The organism is Ralstonia sp. TCR112, from assembly GCF_007997035.1.
GTDB classification, from domain to species: domain Bacteria; phylum Pseudomonadota; class Gammaproteobacteria; order Burkholderiales; family Burkholderiaceae; genus Ralstonia; species Ralstonia edaphi.
In genome coordinates this window covers 1-18,744 of the sequence record NZ_VOSS01000030.1, presented here as the reverse complement: position 1 = coordinate 18,744, position 18,744 = coordinate 1, and the positions used below count along the sequence as shown (strand labels likewise).

11 protein-coding genes, 2 pseudogenes and 1 riboswitch are annotated in these 18,744 nt (G+C 66.2%); of the genes and pseudogenes, 6 read left to right on the top strand and 7 right to left on the bottom strand.

Annotated elements, in window-relative coordinates; translation table 11 throughout:
* Nucleotides 1-55: 55 nt before the first annotated feature.
* The 3 genes from FUT88_RS10595 to FUT88_RS10585 all read left to right on the top strand — a co-directional run bounded on the left by FUT88_RS10595 (nt 56) and on the right by FUT88_RS10585 (nt 2,561).
* Nucleotides 56-751 (top strand): hypothetical protein, encoded by a 696-nt coding sequence (locus FUT88_RS10595; RefSeq protein ID WP_147214982.1) that lies wholly within the window; start codon nt 56-58, stop codon nt 749-751.
* A 526-nt stretch (nt 752-1,277) separates the two neighbouring features.
* The gene (gene thiD / locus FUT88_RS10590; protein WP_147214981.1) at nt 1,278-2,189 is read left to right on the top strand and encodes a bifunctional hydroxymethylpyrimidine kinase/phosphomethylpyrimidine kinase; all 912 of its coding nucleotides are present in this window, start codon (nt 1,278-1,280) and stop codon (nt 2,187-2,189) included.
* A gap of 12 nt (nt 2,190-2,201) precedes the next feature.
* Nucleotides 2,202-2,561 (top strand): DUF4369 domain-containing protein, encoded by a 360-nt coding sequence (locus tag FUT88_RS10585; protein ID WP_147214979.1) that lies wholly within the window; start codon nt 2,202-2,204, stop codon nt 2,559-2,561.
* A 64-nt stretch (nt 2,562-2,625) separates the two neighbouring features.
* On the opposite strand, the gene FUT88_RS10580 is transcribed toward FUT88_RS10585, so the two are convergent.
* From FUT88_RS10580 to thiC, 6 genes and pseudogenes are all read right to left on the bottom strand, one after another.
* A complete protein-coding gene (locus FUT88_RS10580; protein WP_147214977.1) occupies nt 2,626-3,105 on the bottom strand; it encodes a VOC family protein in 480 nt (159 codons plus the stop codon).
* 126 nt (nt 3,106-3,231) lie between these two features.
* On the bottom strand, nt 3,232-4,386 hold the full coding sequence (locus tag FUT88_RS10575; protein WP_147214975.1) for a thiamine phosphate synthase: 1,155 nt from the start codon (nt 4,384-4,386) through the stop codon (nt 3,232-3,234).
* Nucleotides 4,383-5,210, bottom strand: coding sequence for a thiazole synthase (locus FUT88_RS10570; RefSeq protein ID WP_147214973.1), 828 nt, complete (start codon nt 5,208-5,210; stop codon nt 4,383-4,385). Before FUT88_RS10570 ends, FUT88_RS10575 begins: the two co-directional genes overlap by 4 nt.
* Before the next feature lie 9 nt (nt 5,211-5,219).
* Complete coding sequence (thiS, locus tag FUT88_RS10565; RefSeq protein ID WP_027678722.1) at nt 5,220-5,435, bottom strand: sulfur carrier protein ThiS; 216 nt, start codon at nt 5,433-5,435, stop codon at nt 5,220-5,222.
* Nucleotides 5,432-6,576: pseudogene (locus FUT88_RS10560) on the bottom strand (FAD-dependent oxidoreductase). Before FUT88_RS10560 ends, thiS begins: the two are co-directional and overlap by 4 nt.
* A gap of 14 nt (nt 6,577-6,590) precedes the next feature.
* A complete protein-coding gene (gene thiC / locus FUT88_RS10555; protein ID WP_147214971.1) occupies nt 6,591-8,486 on the bottom strand; it encodes a phosphomethylpyrimidine synthase ThiC in 1,896 nt (631 codons plus the stop codon).
* A 99-nt stretch (nt 8,487-8,585) separates the two neighbouring features.
* A riboswitch (TPP riboswitch) is annotated at nt 8,586-8,687 on the bottom strand.
* Nucleotides 8,688-8,902: 215 nt separating this feature from the next.
* Between thiC and FUT88_RS10550 the strand changes: the two genes are divergently transcribed.
* The gene (locus FUT88_RS10550; RefSeq protein ID WP_147214970.1) at nt 8,903-10,063 is read left to right on the top strand and encodes an NAD(P)H-dependent flavin oxidoreductase; all 1,161 of its coding nucleotides are present in this window, start codon (nt 8,903-8,905) and stop codon (nt 10,061-10,063) included.
* A gap of 74 nt (nt 10,064-10,137) precedes the next feature.
* On the opposite strand, the pseudogene FUT88_RS10545 reads toward FUT88_RS10550, so the two are convergent.
* A pseudogene (locus FUT88_RS10545) lies at nt 10,138-15,161 on the bottom strand (putative Ig domain-containing protein).
* A 628-nt stretch (nt 15,162-15,789) separates the two neighbouring features.
* On the opposite strand from FUT88_RS10545, the gene FUT88_RS10540 reads away from it, so the two are divergent.
* Together FUT88_RS10540 and FUT88_RS10535 are read left to right on the top strand one after the other, a co-directional pair.
* Nucleotides 15,790-17,451, top strand: a complete 1,662-nt coding sequence (locus tag FUT88_RS10540) for an acyl-CoA dehydrogenase family protein (protein WP_147214968.1) — start codon at nt 15,790-15,792, stop codon at nt 17,449-17,451.
* 323 nt (nt 17,452-17,774) lie between these two features.
* The gene (locus tag FUT88_RS10535; RefSeq protein WP_147214966.1) at nt 17,775-18,683 is read left to right on the top strand and encodes an amino acid ABC transporter substrate-binding protein; all 909 of its coding nucleotides are present in this window, start codon (nt 17,775-17,777) and stop codon (nt 18,681-18,683) included.
* Nucleotides 18,684-18,744 lie beyond the last annotated feature (61 nt).

Below are 18,744 nucleotides of genomic sequence, written 5' to 3'. Positions count from 1 at the left end.
CGCATGCCGAGGCAATCGGCATGCGCTTTTTTCGTTTCAGCCTGACCGACTTCGTATGACCCGATCTGCCCGCATTCTGTTTTCGTTCGCCTTCGCCGCCCTCGCTGCTACGGCGCAGGCCGCCGGCCCCGCTTCGTCCAACGCGCTGACCGCCTTGCGCGTCGAACACCAGATGTCGTCGCTCGGCACCGACGGCATCCAGCGCGACGTCCGCTTTGCCGAGCGCGTCTACCGCCAGGGTGACCGCGTCTGGATCGCCCGCGAACTGCCGCCCGCTTCGGCGCACGCCGAGCACGACCACGCCAACGCCCATGCCGGCCACAAGCACGCCGATACCGACACCGCCCCGCGCTGGATCGAACGCGACGCCAAGGGCGCGCTGACCGTGCGCGTGGTCAGCGAATCCCAGCAGAAAAACTACGCCGTGGAACCGGCCGAATATTCCAACATCGGCTTTGATGGCTCGTGGGCGACGGCGTATCACCTGCTCGACCCCGCCGCACTCAAAGGCATGCGCGCCGAAGGCCCGGTACGCAACGGCGTGCAGACCTACCGCTCGACGCAGGGCGAGCGCACCGTCACCGTCGATTGGGACGTGGCCGGCCAATACCCGCGCCGCGTGGAATCGCGCAACGCCACCGGCACGCAACGCAAGCTCACGCGCGTGACAGCGTTGCCGGCGCCCGCCGCCGCACCGTGGGAACGCGCCCAGCGCTACGCCGCCGCCGATTACACCGACCTCATGGACTGACGCGCCGACGTCTGCGGCCCGAGCGCAAGGCACAAAGCCTCGCGCTCCAAGCTCGGACAGCCGATCGCCGGGGTCCAAGGCCCGTGCTCCGCTCTCCGAGCTTCAAATTTTCGACCTCGGACGGCCGCCTTCCACGCTCCAACCCTCACGCGCCAGCCTTGGAGGGTGGCGAACGGCGCTCGGAGCCCCACCCGCGGCTCTCCAAGAGCCAACAAAACGGTGCTTTGACAGCGGTGCGCCGCACTCTGAGCCCCGCCTTCGACCCTCACAGGGTGACGCTCCACGGTTTAGGCCTCGTGATCGAGGGTAAGGGGGTCGCGCTCCACGGTCTGACGCTCGCATTCAGGCCGGAAACGATCGCCGCTCACGGTTTGAGCCTCGCGCCCGAACCAAAAACCGTCGTGCTTCACGGTTTTCGCTTCGCGCTTGGCCCTGAAACAGGCGCCTTCCGGGCTCAGAGGCCGGCGCGTCGATCCGGCCGCGATAGCGCTATAGTGCGAAACACCCCCCAACGCTCGCGCTTGCCATGACGATCACCGACCCGACCCTCGCTGCGTTTGCCGCTCCTGCCTCGCACGTGCCGCGCGTGCTCACCATCGCCGGTTCGGACAGCGGCGGCGGTGCGGGCATCCAGGCTGACCTGAAGACGTTTGCCGCGCTCGGCTGCTACGGCATGTCGGCCATCACGGCCATCACCGCGCAGAACACGCTGGGCGTGACGGCGGTGGAATCGCTCACCCCCGATATCGTTGCCGCGCAGATCGACGCCGTGGCAAGCGACATTGGCGTCGATGCCGCCAAGACCGGCATGCTCGGCACGCCGCAGGCGGTGGAGGCCATTCTCTCCGCGCTGGACCGCCACCCGATCGCCAACCTCGTCGTCGATCCGGTCATGGTCAGCACCAGCGGCGCGCAGCTCGGTAGCGACGCCACGGTGCAGGCGATGGCGAAATGGCTCTTCCCGCGCGCGTTGGTCGTCACGCCGAACCTGCCGGAAGCCAGCGCGCTGCTCGGCCGCGAGGTGCGCACCGCCGAAGACATGCTGCCCGCCGCGCGCGACCTGCTGGCGCTTGGGCCCCGCGCGGTGCTGCTCAAGGGTGGGCACCTGAGCGCCACGTCCAATGCCGGTGAAGACGGCGTGCTGCAAGACGTGCTTGTCACCGCCGATGGCACCGAGCGCGTCTACGCGCATACCTACATCGACACGCCGCACACGCACGGCACCGGCTGCACGCTGTCTGCCGCCATTGCCGCCCACCTGGCGCGCGGCGATGCGCTGGAAGTCGCCATCGAAGCCTCGCTCGATTACCTGCTGCACGCCATCGGTGCCGGCCGCCACCTCGCGCTCGGTCGTGGCGCCGGTCCGTTGAATCACGGTTTCGCGCCGCGCCCGCTCGCCGCACCGCGTTCGCTTGAAGTGGATGTCGAGGAAGACTGATCAGGAGCTGCCATGAAACGCCTGCCGCTCATGCTGGTTCGCTGCCTTCCGGTGGCTGTGCTGTGCGCGCTGCTCGGTGCCTGTAACGGCTACATCAGCCTCGGCTCGCCCATCGGCAGCGCCTTCTCGATTGGCGGTACGTTGTCCGGGCTGCCCGGCGGCCAGTCGATCGTGTTGCTCAACAACGGCCGCGATTCGCTCACGCTGGCCGCCAACGGTCCGTTCGTGTTTGGCGGGCTGGTGCCCTTCGACGACAGCTATGTGGTGACGATCAGCTCGCAGCCCGCATCGGCCAACTGCGTGGTGACCAATGGCAGCGGCACGGTCAATGGCGATGTGAACAATGTGCAGGTGACGTGTCAGGCGCGTTGAGCGATCAACTCAGGCAAAAAAAAGCGCGGCTCTCGTCCGCGCTTTTTTCTTTGCACCGCCGATGTCAGGCCGATGCCGCCGCCTGCTCCTTCGTCCACTTCTCCATACGCCTGGCCATCTCATCAGGCGCCACGTCTTCGACATGCGTGGACACGGTCCACACGTGGCCGAACGGGTCTTTGAGCGTGCCGGAGCGGTCGCCGTAGAACTGGTCCACCACGGGGCGGACTTCCGTGCCGCCGGCCTTCAGCGCATTGGCAAACACGGTGTCGACGTTGGGTACGTAGATCATCATGCCGACCGACGTGCTCTGCAGCGTGTCGGGACTGGCGCAAGCCATGTTGGGGAATTCATCGGCCAGCATGATGGGCGAATTGCCGATGCGGATTTCTGCGTGCGCGATGGTGCCGTTGGGGCCGTTCATGCGCATGATCTCGGTGGCGCCGAAGGCCTGCTTGTAGAAGTCGATGGCGCGCGCGGCGCCTTTGATGCTCAGGTACGGGGTGACGCTGTGGTAACCCTCGGGGATGGGCTGGACCGCCATGTCTTGTCTCCTGCAGCGTGTGTTGGAAAGCCGCTGCGGCAGCAACCGCAGCGGCGCACGAACAGGATAGGTCAGCAAAAACCCGGCTGGGCGGCGCCAGCGGGCATGACGTGCGGCGGACGATGCTTACGCGCGCACGTGCGCCGCGAACGTCGCTTGCAGTGCGTCCACCGCAGCCGGCACATCGGCCGCCTGGGTGATGGCGCGCACCACCGCCACGGAGCCCACGCCGGATTCCAGCACGCGGGGCATCGCTGCCAGGTCGATGCCACCGATGGCGACCAGCGGCGGCGCCGGCACGCGCGTGCGCATGGCCGCCGCGTACGCGAACAGGCGGCCGAGGCCCTGCGGCACGGTCGGCATGGTCTTGGTGGGCGTGGCGAACACGGCGCCCAGCGCAAGGTAGCTCGGGTTCAACGGTGCGACGCGCAGCATTTCAGCAAAGCCGTGCGTGCTGATGCCAAGGCGCAAACCGGCCGAGCGGATCGCCACCAGGTCGGCATCGTCGATGTCTTCCTGGCCGAGGTGAATGCCGTAGATGCCGCTGCCCTGCACCTGCGCATGCACGTCGAGCGCGACTTGCCAGTGGTCATTGATGAACAGGCGCGTGGCGCTGCCACGTGCGGCGGCTTCTGCGCGGCGCACCTGGTCCACCACGGCTTGCGCGTCGTCCGACTTGAAGCGCAGTTGCACCGTCGGCACCTTGAGGGCGACGAGGCGCGCCACCCAGTCCGCATCCGGCACGACGGCGTAGATACCGAGCTGCGTCGGGCACGGCGCAAAGGCAAGGTCAGCTGCGGTCGGGCACGGCAACGCCGGTTCAAGCACGCGAGGCAAGGCATCGAATTGCGTGGGCCAAGCGAGGGCATCGGCATTGCCTTCGGCAATCCACGCGCGTGCCACGCACAGCGCATCACGCGGCTCGAACGCCAGCGCAAGTGCCGCACCGAAGATGGCGACGAAGCGCGCGTCTAGCGCATCTCCATGTACCGCGGACGTGAAGCGATACATGCCGAGGCGATCGTGCACCGTGTCGATGCGCTGGTCGCCTTCCACTGCAGTCAACACAACAGCGGCGCCAGCAGAGCGCGCACGTTCGGCTTGCGCCGTATCGGTCGTCAGCAGGACCGTGGCGGCGCTCGTGGCTTCGTCGGCGCGGTCGGTCACGCTCCAGGCGTGCGGTGCGCGACCGAAGGCTTCGGTATGGCGGTCGATGATCTGTGCGGAAAAAGCAGCCGCTTCCGGCCACGCGGCGGAAAAACGCAAGGCGGATGCACTCATGCCTGCTTCTCTTCCGCATGCCAGAACGGCAAGCCTACAACCGGCGTGCTGGCCTGCGCGACATCACGCTCGGGCATCGGGCCAGACAGCCGCGCAAGGCGGCCGGCCTGCGTGGCCATCGCAAACGCCTGCGCCATCGCCACCGGGTCGCCGGCTTGGGCGACGGCGGTGTTGAGCAGCACGGCGTCGTAGCCCCATTCCATCACCTGCGTGGCATGCGACGGCACACCCAGGCCCGCATCGACGATCAGCGGTACGTTGGGCAGGCGCTCGCGCAGGAGGCGTAGGCCGTACGGGTTGGTGGGCCCGCGGCCGGTGCCGATGGGTGCGGCCCACGGCATCAGCGCCTGGCAGCCGACGTCGAGCAGGCGGCGGCACAGCACGAGGTCTTCAGTGCAGTACGGCAACACCTTGAAGCCGTCGCGGATCAGGCGTTCAGCAGCGGCCGGCAGCGCGAGCGTGTCAGGCTGCAGCGTGTAGTCGTCGCCGATGACTTCGAGCTTGATCCAGTCCGTCTCGAACACTTCGCGCGACATCTGCGCGAGGGTGTAGGCCTCGTCTGCGGAATAGCAGCCGGCGGTGTTCGGCAGCACGGGCACGCCGAGTTCGCGCAGCATCTTCCAGAAGCCCGCACCGCCTTCGGGCGAGCCCGCGCTCTGGCGGCGCAGCGCCACCGTCAGCATGGCCGGGTTGGACACGCGCACGGCGTCTTCCAGCGATTGCGGTGACGGATAACGCGCCGTGCCGAGCAGCAGGCGCGAGGCGAAGCTCTCGTCGTAGAGGCGCAGCGGGTCCGCCACGGCGGAAAGATTCGTAGTGGTCATCGAAGACTCCTAGCCGCCCACGACGGGCTGCACGAGTGCAATGCGGTCGCCTGTCTTGAGCGCGTGCTGCGCATGGCGCGCCTTGGGCACAAAGTCGCCATTCACGGAGGCGGCAAACGGCGGCGCGATCTGCAGTTGCGGCGTGGCAGCACCAATGGCGTCGGCCAGCGTGCTGCCCGCAGGCAGCGCCAGTGACAGGTCGTTGAGGGTGACGTTCAGCGTCATGACAAAACAGGTTCGGGGGATGCGGCGTCAGCAAACAGCGCGGGCCATTCGCAGTCGTCCGTATCGAAGGCACAGCCGTCCAGCACATCGCACGCCGCGGCCACCGCGGCTTGGGTGACGGCGGGCGCGATCATGTAGCCGTGCCGGTACAGGCCGTTGACCGACAACGTGCCAGCGCCGTCCCAGCGGATGGCCGGACGGTGGTCGGGCAGCGTCGGGCGGCACTGCGTATTCAGTTCCAGCACACGCGCCTCGCCAAACGCGGGGTGCACGGCGTAGGCAGCGGAGAGCAGTTCCAGCGTGGAGCGCACGCTTGCCGGCGACATATCGTCGGATTCCAACTCGGTCGCGCCGATCACGTACACGTTGCCCGGCTTGGGCGCGATGTACAGCGGGTAGCGCGGATGCAGCATGCGCACCGGCCGCGTGAGCGACACGTCCGGCGCATGGATGCGCGCCACTTCGCCACGCAGACCACGCAGGCGCGGCCATTGCGGCTTGGCACCGAGGCCGCGGCAATCGAGCACAAGGCGCGCGCCAAGCCCTGCAGCGGCAAGCGCGTCGGGGCTCGGATCAGCAACTTCCGTGTTCCAGCGCAATTGCACGCCCAGCGCTTCCAGCTCCGTCGCCAGCGCATCCAATACGCCGCGCGGGTCAAGCTGGCCTTCGCCTGCCAGATACAGCCCCTGCGTGAAGCGTTGCGCGAGCAGCGGCTCGAGCTGGGCGATGCCGGATGCGTCCACAGCACGCAGATCGGCGGCCACGCGCTCGGGCGGCGCGGCATTGCGCACGTGGTTGGCAAACAGCGATGCCTCACCGCGGTCTGCCGCATGCCACACGACGAGCGTGCCGGCCTCCTGGAAGAACACCGGCGTGCGCAGCTTGGGCAACCAATCGCGCCACAGCGCCAGGCTTGCCAACCCCAAGTCCACGACAAAACGATCGGCCACGGCGGCTTCGGCCAGCGGTGCCAGCATGGCCGCGGCGACGTAGGCAGCAGCACCGCTGCCGTCGCGCGCGCCGCGCTCCACCACGCAATGCGCGCGGGGGGCACTCCCGTTTGCGCGAGTTGCCAGGCACACAGGCGGCCAGCGAGGCCGCCGCCGAGGATCGTTACGTCAAAGGAAGTGGAAGTTGGCATTGCACCGGTTGTGGTTAGCTGTAGATCTTGCCGCCTGTCTTGCGGAACTCGATCGACTTCTCTTCCATGCCCTGGACTGCGGCTGTGGCGTTGGAATCGAGCGTGGCCGCGTAGTCGCGCACTTCCTGCGTGATCTTCATCGAGCAGAACTTCGGACCGCACATCGAACAGAAGTGCGCGATCTTGGCGCCCTCGGCCGGCAGCGTTTCATCGTGGAAGGCGCGCGCCTTCTCCGGATCGAGGCCGAGGTTGAACTGGTCTTCCCAGCGGAATTCGAAGCGGGCCTTCGACAGCGCGTTGTCACGCAGCTGCGCGCCGGGCCAGCCCTTGGCAAGGTCCGCTGCATGCGCGGCGATCTTGTAGGTGATGATGCCTTCGCGCACGTCTTCCTTGTCCGGCAGGCCCAGGTGTTCCTTGGGCGTGACGTAGCACAGCATGGCCGTGCCGTACCAGCCGATGTTGGCCGCGCCAATGCCGCTGGTGATGTGGTCGTAGCCCGGGGCGATGTCGGTCACCAGCGGGCCCAGCGTGTAGAACGGGGCTTCGAAGCAGTGCTTCAGCTCTTCGTCCATGTTGGCCTGCACGCGTTGCAGCGGCACGTGGCCCGGGCCTTCGATCATGACCTGCACGTCGTGCTCCCACGCCTTCTTGGTCAGTTCGCCCAGCGTGTGCAGCTCGCCGAATTGCGCGGCGTCGTTCGAGTCGGCAATGCAACCCGGGCGCAAGCCATCGCCCAGGCTGAACGACACGTCGTACGCCTTCATGATTTCGCAGATCTCGTCGAAGTGCGTGTACAGGAAGTTTTCCTTGTGATGCGCCAGGCACCACTTGGCCATGATCGAGCCACCGCGCGAGACGATGCCGGTGATGCGATCGGCCGTGAGCGGCACGTAGCGCAGCAGCACGCCGGCGTGGATGGTGAAGTAGTCCACGCCCTGCTCGGCCTGCTCGATGAGCGTGTCGCGGAACATCTCCCACGTCAGGTCTTCCGCCACGCCGCCGGTCTTGTCCAGCGCCTGGTAGATCGGCACCGTGCCGATGGGCACCGGCGAGTTGCGCAGGATCCATTCGCGCGTCTCGTGAATGTGCTTGCCGGTGGACAGGTCCATGATCGTGTCGGCGCCCCAGCGGATCGCCCACACCATCTTTTCCACTTCCTCTGCCAACGACGACGTGACCGCCGAGTTGCCGAGGTTGCCGTTGATCTTCACGCGGAAGTTGCGGCCGATGGCCATCGGCTCCAGCTCGGTGTGGTTGATGTTGGCGGGAATGATTGCGCGGCCGGCGGCCACTTCGGCACGCACGAATTCCGGCGTGATGTCTTCCGGGCGCTGCGGCAGGTTCGCGCCGTACGAGAAGCCCGGGTGCTGCTTGAGCAGCTGGCGGTACTCGGGCTTGTCTTGCAGCGCCTGCAGGTTCAGCGATTCGCGCAGCGCGACGTACTCCATTTCCGGCGTGATGATGCCGCGGCGCGCGTAGTGCATCTGGCTCACGTTGGCGCCAGCCTTGGCGCGGCGCGGCTTGGAGATGTGCGAGAAGCGCAGGTGCGCCGTGGCCGGGTCGTTGGCGCGCGTCTGGCCGTATTCCGACGACAGGCCCGAGAGGATTTCCGTATCGCCGCGCTCGTCGATCCACTTGGCGCGCAGCGGGGCCAGACCGGCCTTCAGGTCGATGTGCACGTCGGGGTCGGAGTACGGGCCCGAGGTGTCGTACACCGGCACCGGCGGGTTCAGCATCTCGCCCTTGTCGGTGCGCGTAGCGGTCTGCTTGATGGTGCGCATCGGCACGCGGATGTCCGGGCGGCTGCCGACGATGTACGTCTTGCTGGAGGCCGGATAGGCGAACTTCTGGTCGAGCTCGGACTGCAGCGAGTCGAACGATGCGGCGGGGGCGTTTTTGGCTTGGGGCATGGTCTCGTCCTTGATTCTGTGGCCTGGTGGAGCAGGCAGTGGACGAAACCGGGAGAGGTGGCGGACCCGAAGAAAACTGATGGGTGGCTGCCAGAGACTACGCGGTGTTCTGAAACTTCCCACGCCGGTACGAACCGGATCGGGTGCGAAGGGACTCTCTCAGCCGCACGGCCCATCCGTACGGCACCCCTGTTTCATCCAACGAGGCTGAATTTAAGCACAGGGCTGCCGGCGTTGCCAGCACGAAAACCGGTGACGTGACGGTCGACGGGTCATTTCAGTCCAAACCGCCACGCAATGTGCGGCGGCGCGCACCGGCGCAGCCTGCCTTGATCTTGCGCAACCCCGCCGCGTTTCACCTATGCGACGCTCAATCCCTTTTCTATTGCATTGCGGCACGGCCGCTGGGAGTTGTCATGCTGGAGCGTCGGTTCACACTCGCGGGGCGCAGCCTCGTACCCATCGTGCAGGGCGGGATGGGCGTGGGTATTTCGGCGCACCGGCTGGCCGGCGCCGTGGCGCGCGAAGGCGGCGTGGGCACCATCGCCAGCATCGACTTGCGGCATCACCATGCAGACCTTGTTGCCGCGACTGAGAAATCGCGCGACAAGGACGCGATCAACGCCGCCAACCTCGTCGCGCTGGACCGCGAGATTCGCGCCGCGCGTGAAGGCAGCCAGGGCAACGGCATGATTGCCGTGAACGTGATGAAGGCCGTGGAATCGCACCCGGCGCTGGTGCGGCAGGCGTGCGAGAGCGGTGCCGATGCGATCGTCATGGGCGCGGGCCTGCCGCTCGATCTGCCCGAGATGACGGCGGAGCATCCGAATGTGGCGCTCATCCCGATTCTTTCCGACTCGCGCGGCGTGGGCGTGGTGCTCAAACGTTGGATGAAGAAGTCGCGGCTGCCGGATGCGGTGGTGATCGAGCATCCGACGCATGCGGGCGGGCACCTGGGCGCGGCGCGCATTGAAGATCTGCGCGACGAGCGCTTTTCTTTCGCGCGCGTGCTGGACGAATGCCGTGAGTTGTTCATCAAGCTGGGGCTGGCAGCGGAGCAGATTCCGATCATCCTGGCGGGCGGCATCGATTCGCATGCCAAGGTGAAGCACTGGCTCGACAAGGGCGCCGCTGCGGTGCAGCTCGGCACTGCATTTGCCGTGACGGAAGAGGGTGATGCGCACGTCCGCTTCAAGCGGGTGCTGACGGGTGCGGAGCAAGGCGATATCGGCGAGTTTGTCAGTGTGGCCGGTCTGCCGGCGCGGGCCGTGATGACGCCTTGGCTGTCGCGTTATCTGTCGCGCGAGAGCGCGCTGCAGGCCAAGGCCAAGGTGCGGGATTGCCTGCAGGGGTTCGATTGTCTGCAGACGTGCGGGCTGCGGGATGGGATCGGCAAGGTGGGGCAGTTCTGCATTGACCTGAAGCTGGCGCAGGCGCTGCGGGGCGATGTGGAGCGCGGGTTGTTCTTCCGCGGTGCGGGCAAGCTGCCGTTTGGGGAGGCGATTCGGCCGGTGCGGGAGTTGATGCATTACTTGCTGACCGGAGAAAAACCGGCGGCGTCCTCGACGGCAAGCTGATGCGCTGAGATCGCGTCCGAAAGAAAAGCCAGCCCCAAGGCTGGCTTTTTGTTGGGCGCTGACCGCGTGTTGCCTCAGAACGGCGCAGCAAACGTCAACCGAATCCCCTGCTGCAAACCGCCCATCCCGGCCATCACGCTGTAGTCCAACCCAAACGTGAGCGGTCCGGTGCGGAACTTCGTTCCCAACCCGATCTGCATGCGATCGCGCCCAAACGGCGTACCGGGCACGTAATAAGCAGGGCCCGCCGATGCCAGATCGGCATACGCCAACCCTGCGTTGCTCTGCCCATTGAAGTCGTGCTGGTACTCCACGCGCGCGAACGGCAGGAACGTGCCCCACTTGGTCTTCTGGATGTATTCCGCACGCAGGCCGAGCGTGCCGGATACCGTCGTCACCGTCTGGTCGAAATACGTCAGCGCGTTGAGGCCGGCGCCCGATTCGCTGAACTGATCCAGCGTCGATTGCGAGACCGACAGGCGGCCGTAGGGCGAGATCAGCCAGGTGCGATCGCGATGCTCATAGCCGGCCGACACGGACGCGAACATCTGCTTGCCGTTGCGCTTGCCGGTGGCGAAGTCGTTGGAATCCGTCACCCAGCGGCGCGAGTCGAAGCTGAGCGTGCCGAAGCCCGCCACGCCATCGACGAACAACGATGGCAGCGGACGATAGCTGCCGTAGAGCGCGAGGCTATAGCTGTCGCCGGTGCTCTTGGTGCCCGCGTTGCCGATGTCGGTGGAATCGCGCCCGTAGCCGAAACCGGCACCGATCGAGAGCTGATCGGACACGCGGTAATCCGCGCCGGCCGTCACGCCGCCTGTGGTGAAGCGGAAACCAGAGCGTTGCGAGCCAGCGTTGGCGAAACCGAAGTCCAGCGTACCGGCGCTCCAGAACGCGAGGTTCGGGTCGGTGTTGTCCTGGCCCACGCCCGCCACGTCGGCACCGGGCAGGTCAGGGCCGGCATCTGCGTTCGACTTGTCGGCGTTGCCGTTGGCCGCATCGGTGGTGCGCTTGGCCCGTGCGAATGGCCGCACGCCCTGGCCCTCACCGCGCATGCACGCATCGTGCGCGGAAATGCCGACCACATCCTGGCAACGCGCCTGCATGTCCACGCGCTGGCCCGGCATGGCGACTGTCAGACCGTTGCTTGACGGTGCCCGGCCCGTGCCATGCAGCGCTTCAAGGCGACGGTTGTAGTTGTCGATCTGCGTGGTGGCAAAGCGGCGCGCGGCCTGGACTTGCGCGTTGACCAGGCCCGCCACATCCGGGTCGGCGGAGGGGTCCTTGCGCGGAGCAACGTTCACCTGCACGGTTGCCGGCGCCGAGGTGGCAAACGCGTTGGACAGCGTGTAGGTGATGGCAGCTTGACCGCTGTAGGTGCCCGACGGAGTGAAGTTCAGCACGTAGGTCGATGCCGCCGCAGCCGGGCTCCTCACGCCTGCCGGCGTCTGCACGGCCTTCTGCACGATCGTGGCCGTACCGGCGTTGGCTGGCACCACCGACACCAGCGTCGCCGCCGTGAAGGGGCCACCCGTGGCGCCTTCGGTCAAGTCCACGCTCACCCCCTGCCCCGACGACGTGATGGCCTGTTTCTGCGCCACGGCAATCGGCACCGCGTTCACGTTGACCGTCACCGGAATCGGCGCGGAAGTGCCGGCCGTATTGATCAGCGCATAGGTGAAGTTGACGGCGCCAGAGGTGGTCGGGGTTGGCGTGTAGACGATGTCCAGACCGTTGACGACGGCGGTGCCGCTGGCAGGCGGACTGACAATCGCGATGGACGTGAACGGACCGCCCGTTGCATTGGCCGTTGCATGCAGCGTGATCGGCGTCGTCGACGGGGTGGTGGCCGTGATTGCCGGCGCGGTGCCGATCACCTGGCCGACCGTGATCGTGTAGCTGCGAGTCCCGCTGTACGGGGCGCCGGTGCCGGTGCTGCTGTCGGTGGCCTTCACAGTGAACGTGCTGCTGCCCAGTGTGGTGGGCGTGCCCGACAGAACGCCTGTGCTTGCGTTCAGGCTGAGGCCCGCGGGCAACGTACCGGTGGTGACGGCGTACGTGTAAGGCGCGGTGCCGCCCGTGGCGCTGAAGGTCTGGCTGTAGGCCGTGGTGATCTGGGCCGACGTTGCGGCGGCGGGATTTACCGTGACAGTGGGCGCGCCGATGGTGACGCTGTAGGCACGGCTGGCCGTGAAGCTGTTGGCGTCGGTAGCCGTGATGGTGAAGTTGAAGTTGCCGCCTGCGGTGGGCGTGCCCGACAGCACGCCGGAGGTGTTCAGGCTCAAGCCAGCCGGCAATGCGCCCGCCGTCACAGCATAGATGTACGGCGCGGTGCCATTGGCGGCCGTCACGGTCTGGCTGTAGGCCGTGGCAATGGCTGGATTGGGCAACGTGGCGGGTGACACCGAGATGCTGGGTGCCGCAAAGGTCAGCGTGTAGGTTCCGGTTATCGAATACGGTCCGCTGCCCGAGCTGCTGTCGGTAGCCACCACATTGAAGGTGACGGTCCCCGCCGAAGTGGGCGTGCCCGACAGCGTGGCGGTGGCGATGTTGAACGACATGCCTGCGGGCATCGTGCCTGCGGTGATCGTCAGCGCGTAGGTGTAAGGACTGGTCCCGCCGCTGGCCGTGAAGGTTCGGCTGTAGGCCGTGCCGGCCGTACCGCTCAGCGAGCCCGATGCCGGCGTGATCGCCAACGTGGGCACCCCAACCGTCAGCGTGTAGGCCCGGCTACCCGTGTAGGGGCCGCTTCCGGTGCTGCTGTCAGTCGCAGTGACAGTGAAGTTGAATGCGCCGCCCGCCGTGGGCGTACCCGAGAGCGTGCCGTTGCTGGACAGCGACAGCCCCGTCGGCAGCGAACCTGCCGTGACGGCGTACGTGTAGGGACCTGTGCCGCCGCTTGCCAAGAGGGTCTGGCTGTATGCCGTGGCGATGGTGCCGCCCGGCAACGTGCTCGGGCTGACCGAGATGGTGGCTGCGTTGACCGTCAGCGTGTACGCGCGCGCGCCGGTATAGCTGTTGGCGTCGGTGGCCGTGACGGTGAAGTTGAAGTTGCCCCCCGCCGTGGGCGTACCGGTGATTGCGCCGGTGCTGCCGTTCAAGGTCAGGCCAGCCGGCAGCGCACCAGCCGTCAGCGCGTAGCCATAAGGCGCGGCACCCCCGCCGGCCGTGGCAGTCTGGCTGTAGGCGACGCCCACAGTCGCCGCAGTCAGCGTGGCGGGCGACACGGTAATGGTGGGCGCCGAGGTGGTCAGCGTGTAGGTACCAGACGTGCTGTACGGGCCCGTGCCCGTTGCGTGGTCGGTGGCAGTGATCGTGAAATTGACCACGCCCGTGGTGATGGGCGTACCGGACAACACGCCGGTACCGGTGTTGAACGAGAGACCGGTCGGCATCGTCCCGCTATTGACCTCCAGGCTATAGGTGTACGGCGTCAGGCCGCCGCTCACCGTGAAGCTCTGGCTGTACGCCACGCCGGCTGAAGCGCTGAGATGCCCGATGCCGGTGTGATCGCCAACGTGGGCGCATTGACCACCAGCGAATAGGCGCGGCTACCGGTATACGGACCGCTGCCGGTACTGATATCGGTCGTGGCCACGGTGAAGTTGAACGTGCCGCCTGCCGTGGGCGTCCCCGACAGCACGCCGCCAGAACTGAGCGTGAGGCCGGCCGGCAACGCTCCTGACGTGATGGCGTAGGTGTAGGCCGCCGTACCGCCGCTGGCCGTTATCGTCTGGCTATATGCCGTCGCAACCGTGGCATTGGGCAGTGCGGACGGCGAGAGCGTGATCGTCGGCGCGGCGATGGTCAGCGTGAGCGTGCCGCTGGTCGCTGTAAACGGGCCGGCACCCGTGCTGCTGTCGGTGGCCGTCACGGTGAAGTTGAACGTACCGCCTGCCGTGGGCGTGCCCGACAGCGTGCCATTGCTGGCCAGCGAGATGCCCGCTGGCAGCGCGCCCGACGCGACCGTATAGGTGTAAGGCGCCGTGCCGCCGCTGGCCGAAGCCAGCGTTTGGCTATAAGCCGTACCCACCGTGCCCGCCGCAGGAGACGACGGCCCGTACGTGACGGTCGGATTCGACACGGTGACAGTCACGGTGGCCGGCGCGGACGTGCCACCCGCGTTGGTCGCCGTGTACGTGAATGAGTCCGAGCCAGAGTACGACGCGTTGGGTGTGTAGGTGATCGACGTGCCCGACGCGGTCGCTGTGCCGTGCGCTGCCTGCGTTCCGACAGCCACGCCGGTCGGCGCGCCGCCGGTGATGTTCAGCGTGACGGGGTTGCTTGTGCTGCCGTGCGCAACGGTCGCGCTGACCGCGTTCGCGACGGGAGGCGCCACAAAGGTGTATTGGTCGGCGGCGCCGGTGGGGCTGGTTCCGTTAGCGTTGGTGACGGTGACATCAACCGTACCGGCCGCACCCGCGGGCGCGGTGGCTGTGATCGACGTGGCGCTGTTGATGCTGAAGCCGCTTGCGTTGGTCGCGCCAAACTTGACCGCCGTGGTGCCGGCGAAATTCGTGCCGGTGATGTTGACCGAGGTGGCACCGGCGGTCGTGCCTGAGTTCGGCGAAATGCTCGTCACCGTCGGGGCGGTTGAGATGACAGTGATGCTGACGATACCGTTAGGCACCCAAGTGGCGCCGTCATTGCTCGTGTAGAACATGGCGGTATCGGTGCCACTGAAGTTGTTCGGCGGGGTGTATACGAAACCACTGGTAAACGGATCGCCCGAGGGCGGTACCGAACCGCTGTAGATGGCGATTGTGCCGCCTTGGGCGGTTCCCTTAAGAACGGCCGAGCTGGATGAATTGTTCATACCGCCGGCAGCATCGTAAGCAATACCGGCCAGGAAGGGGTCGCAGTTGCTCGTGTCCGCGCCCGTAAAGACATAGGACTTCTGCACATTCATGTTGGTCGCGAATGTGACGGTGCAGGCGGCGGCGAGCGCTGCTTGCGACAACACCGCCAGCCAGATCGCCAGCACAGCCAGCAAGCCCCGGCGCAGCCATGCCCGACCGTGCGCCTGCAGACAACGGAACATTGACCATCCGGCGACCCCACGCCGGTCAAACGGGCTGTTTTGTGTCAGCACGCGCATTTCTCCCTCGTTCCGGCCCGCTGTCTTGCGAGCTTTTTCTCTCGAGCGTTCTTGTGAAATTCAGAGCCTGGCTGCTGCCAGGCACTCCCCCTTCACAGGGGAATAGCGCGTGGGATTTGCACACCGGCACTCCATTGCATGCCGATAATCTGCGCAATGGCTGCGTGTTATCCCTTGGAAATCCCCCGTCAGATCAGCGCAGTCTTTCTTATTTATTTTGACTGACACATTGATCCGGACGGGATGCTAAGAAAAGCCTCCCCTTCCGTCAACACCGGCCGGCGGACAAACCGTTGCCAGACAAGGATTTTCTGGGATTTTTCCCCTTCATATCGCGGCCGCGTCTCCTTAAAAGAACGCATATTGAGACGGCATGACCGGGCAGTGAGACACAGAGACCATTCATCACCAAAAATATCGGACACCGATCATTTTTGAATTTTCGAATTAGAAAGCGCCAATGAGTCTTGGGCTAAATAAATCCGGCTCTTCGAATTTTCCACCAGGAGGATGGGGCGGCCCTGCAAGCGGAATGAGGACCGCGTATGGAAATCCCCCTCCACCCACCCCAGCGCGCGGTGGTCTACCATGGCCCACACACCAAAAGCACCACGCCAGGAGACTCCCAATGCCCACAGAGGCCACCCACCGCGTCTTCAACCAGGTCCCGGACCTGACCGGCTTCAACCCATTCACGTCCGACACCACGCTGCAAGGCGCGCTCGAACGCCTGGGCGGCGGCTGGAACGCCAGCGCGCTGCATGCCTTCGGTGACCAGCTCGGCGCGCCGGAGACGCTGCAGTGGGCCGCGGAGGCCAACACCTATCACCCCGAACTCCACACCCACAGCCGCACTGGCGAGCGCATCGACGCCATCCGCTTCGACCCGGCCTGGCACGCGCTGCTCGGCCTGATGCGCAGCCAGGGGCTGCAGGCGCTGCCGTTTGCCGACCCGCGCCCGGGCGCCTGGGCCGCGCGCACCGCCGGTTATTTCATGCAGGCACAGATCGAATCCGGCACGCTGTGCCCGGCGACGATGACGTTCGCCAGCATTCCCGTGCTGCAGAAAGAAACCGCGCTGTTTGCCGACCTGGGGCCGCGTCTCTACGCCCGAGAACACGACGCACGCGATCTGCCGTGGCGCCAGAAAACCGCCATCCTCGTCGGCATGGGCATGACCGAAAAGCAGGGCGGCTCCGATGTGCGCAGCAACACCACGGTGGCAACGCCCTTGCGCGGCGAGGGCCGTGGCGCAACGTACGCCATCACCGGCCACAAGTGGTTCTTCTCTGCGCCGATGTGCGATGCGCACCTGGTGGTCGCGCGCATGGGTGCGGAAGACGGCCCGCTGTCGTGCTTCTTCGTGCCGCGCTTTCGCGATGACAGCAGCAAGAACCCCATCCAGATCCAGCGTCTGAAAGACAAGCTCGGCAACCGCTCGAACGCGAGCAGCGAAGTGGAGTTTCGCGGTGCCGAGGGCATCCTCATCGGCGAGGAAGGGCGCGGCATTCCGACCATCATCGAGATGGCGACGCACACGCGGCTCGATTGCGTGATCGGCAGCGCGGCCATCCTGCGCCATGCGCTGATGCAGGCGCTGCACCACGCGCGCCATCGCATGGCATTCGGCCGCCTGCTGGCCGACCAACCGCTGATGCGCAACGTGCTGGCCGATCTGGCCCTGGAATCGCAAGCCGCGACCTTGCTGATGATGGAACTGGGCAATGCGTTCGAACGCGCCGATGTCGATCCGTTGGCCGCGGCGTGGAAACGCATCGTCACGCCCGCCGCCAAGTTCTGGGTCTGCAAGCGCACCATCGAAGCGACCGGCGAGGCGATGGAGGTCTGGGGCGGCAACGGCTACGTGGAAGAAGGCCCGATGGCGCGCCTGTATCGCGAAGCGCCGGTCAATTCCATCTGGGAGGGCTCGGGCAACGTGATGTGCCTGGACGTGCTGCGTGCCATCGCCCGCACGCCCGACGATGCGCTGCGCCTGGTGCACGACATTGGCGAGCGCGCGCAGGGCCATCGTGCCGTGCGCGCCGAGCTGGCCGCGCTGCAGGCGATGCTGCATCAGCCGGGCGATATCCAGGAAACGTCAGCGCGCCGCATCGCGCAGGGGCTGGCGCTCACCGCGCAGGCGGCGCTGATGCTGGCCCACGCCCATCCGGACGACGCGGAGCGCTTCATCGCCAGCCGCTTCCATCATCAGCATGGCCGTGTGTTCGGCACGCTCGATGGGCACGCGCAGGAGCTTGGCGCGGTGCTGCAGCGCGCTTGGCCCGTGTAGCGCAAACGCGGGATGCAGCTCTACGTGAGCGCACGCTTTCGCACAACGCCCAAAGCTGCGGGCCGGCGTCCGGCCGTTTATCCACGCACCGAACAGGTGCTTGAGGGTATACCCGCAAGCAGCGCATAATGCGCGCCCATGGCGGCGCGTGACATTGCTTCACGTTTTGGCATTCCCCGGGGGGAGTGACGGCGCGCCCCAGCCAATGCTGCGCAGCCGGGCGGATGTCGCCCGGCAATCGATTGCGCGCACGGCCGCGTCGATAGGGCCCCGATGCGGTCGGCTGGCCATTAGAAGCCCGAACCTCTCCTAGGACTTTGACGATGCCGTTCCCCGCGCGCACGTGGCTGCTGGCCGCGCTTGCCGTTCCCACTGCCGTTTCCGCCACATTCTTCTCTCCCGATGTTGCTGCCGCCACCCCGACGCTCGATCGCATCCGCGATTCCGGCACGGTGCATGTGGCGTATCGGGAAGACTCCATTCCCTTCTCGTACCTCGACGGCAGCAAACCGGTCGGCTACACGATCGACATCTGCTCGCGACTGATCGATTCGATCAAGACCTCACTCAAGCGCCCGGACCTGAAAGTGCAATACGTGCCCGTCACGGCCGCCAACCGCCTGGACGTGATCGCCACGGGCAAGGCCGACCTGGAATGCGGCTCGACGAACAACTCGCCGGAGCGCCGGCAGAAGGTGGCCTTCACGATCCCGCACTACATCACCAAGGGCCGCATGCTGGTGAAGGCCAGCTCGCCGATCCAGCAATGGGAAGACCTGAACGGCAAGACTGTGGTGGCCGCGCGCGGCTCGACCAATGCCGACCTCGCACGCAAGCTCAACGAAACGGGCATGACGATGCAGGTGGTGGATGCCAACGACCTGCGCAGCGCGTTTGCGATGCTGGCCGATGGCCGCGCCAATGCGTTTGCGGGCGACGACATCCTGCTCTCGGGCATGCGCGCCACGGCCAAGAACCCGGCTGACTACCGCCTGGCGGGCAAGACGCAGCTCGTGTCGTCGTACGCCATCATGCTCAGCAAGCAGGACCCGGAGTTCAAGAAGCTGATCGACCAGTCGATGACGCGGCTGATTGTCGACGGCGAGGTGCCGAAGCTCTACAAGAAGTGGTTCCAGCAGCCGATTCCGCCGAATGGGGTGAATCTGGAGGTGCCGATGAGTTATTTGCTGCGGGATTCGTTTAATACGCCTACGGATAGTGCGGGGAACTGAGGCGGGCACTGTTTCCCCTGGCGGGGTGGGCGTTTGTGGTGCATCCCTTGTTTCATCCCCT

Bases quoted from the DNA above. Each gene is read 5' to 3' on its own strand.
- FUT88_RS10595 (WP_147214982.1), top strand. From the start codon at position 56: ATGACCCGATCTGCCCGCATTCTGTTTTCGTTCGCCTTCGCCGCCCTC.
- thiD (WP_147214981.1), top strand. From the start codon at position 1,278: ATGACGATCACCGACCCGACCCTCGCTGCGTTTGCCGCTCCTGCCTCG.
- FUT88_RS10585 (WP_147214979.1), top strand. From the start codon at position 2,202: ATGAAACGCCTGCCGCTCATGCTGGTTCGCTGCCTTCCGGTGGCTGTG.
- FUT88_RS10580 (WP_147214977.1), bottom strand. From the start codon at position 3,105: ATGGCGGTCCAGCCCATCCCCGAGGGTTACCACAGCGTCACCCCGTAC.
- FUT88_RS10575 (WP_147214975.1), bottom strand. From the start codon at position 4,386: ATGAGTGCATCCGCCTTGCGTTTTTCCGCCGCGTGGCCGGAAGCGGCT.
- FUT88_RS10570 (WP_147214973.1), bottom strand. From the start codon at position 5,210: ATGACCACTACGAATCTTTCCGCCGTGGCGGACCCGCTGCGCCTCTAC.
- thiS (WP_027678722.1), bottom strand. From the start codon at position 5,435: ATGACGCTGAACGTCACCCTCAACGACCTGTCACTGGCGCTGCCTGCG.
- thiC (WP_147214971.1), bottom strand. From the start codon at position 8,486: ATGCCCCAAGCCAAAAACGCCCCCGCCGCATCGTTCGACTCGCTGCAG.
- FUT88_RS10550 (WP_147214970.1), top strand. From the start codon at position 8,903: ATGCTGGAGCGTCGGTTCACACTCGCGGGGCGCAGCCTCGTACCCATC.
- FUT88_RS10540 (WP_147214968.1), top strand. From the start codon at position 15,790: ATGCCCACAGAGGCCACCCACCGCGTCTTCAACCAGGTCCCGGACCTG.
- FUT88_RS10535 (WP_147214966.1), top strand. From the start codon at position 17,775: ATGCCGTTCCCCGCGCGCACGTGGCTGCTGGCCGCGCTTGCCGTTCCC.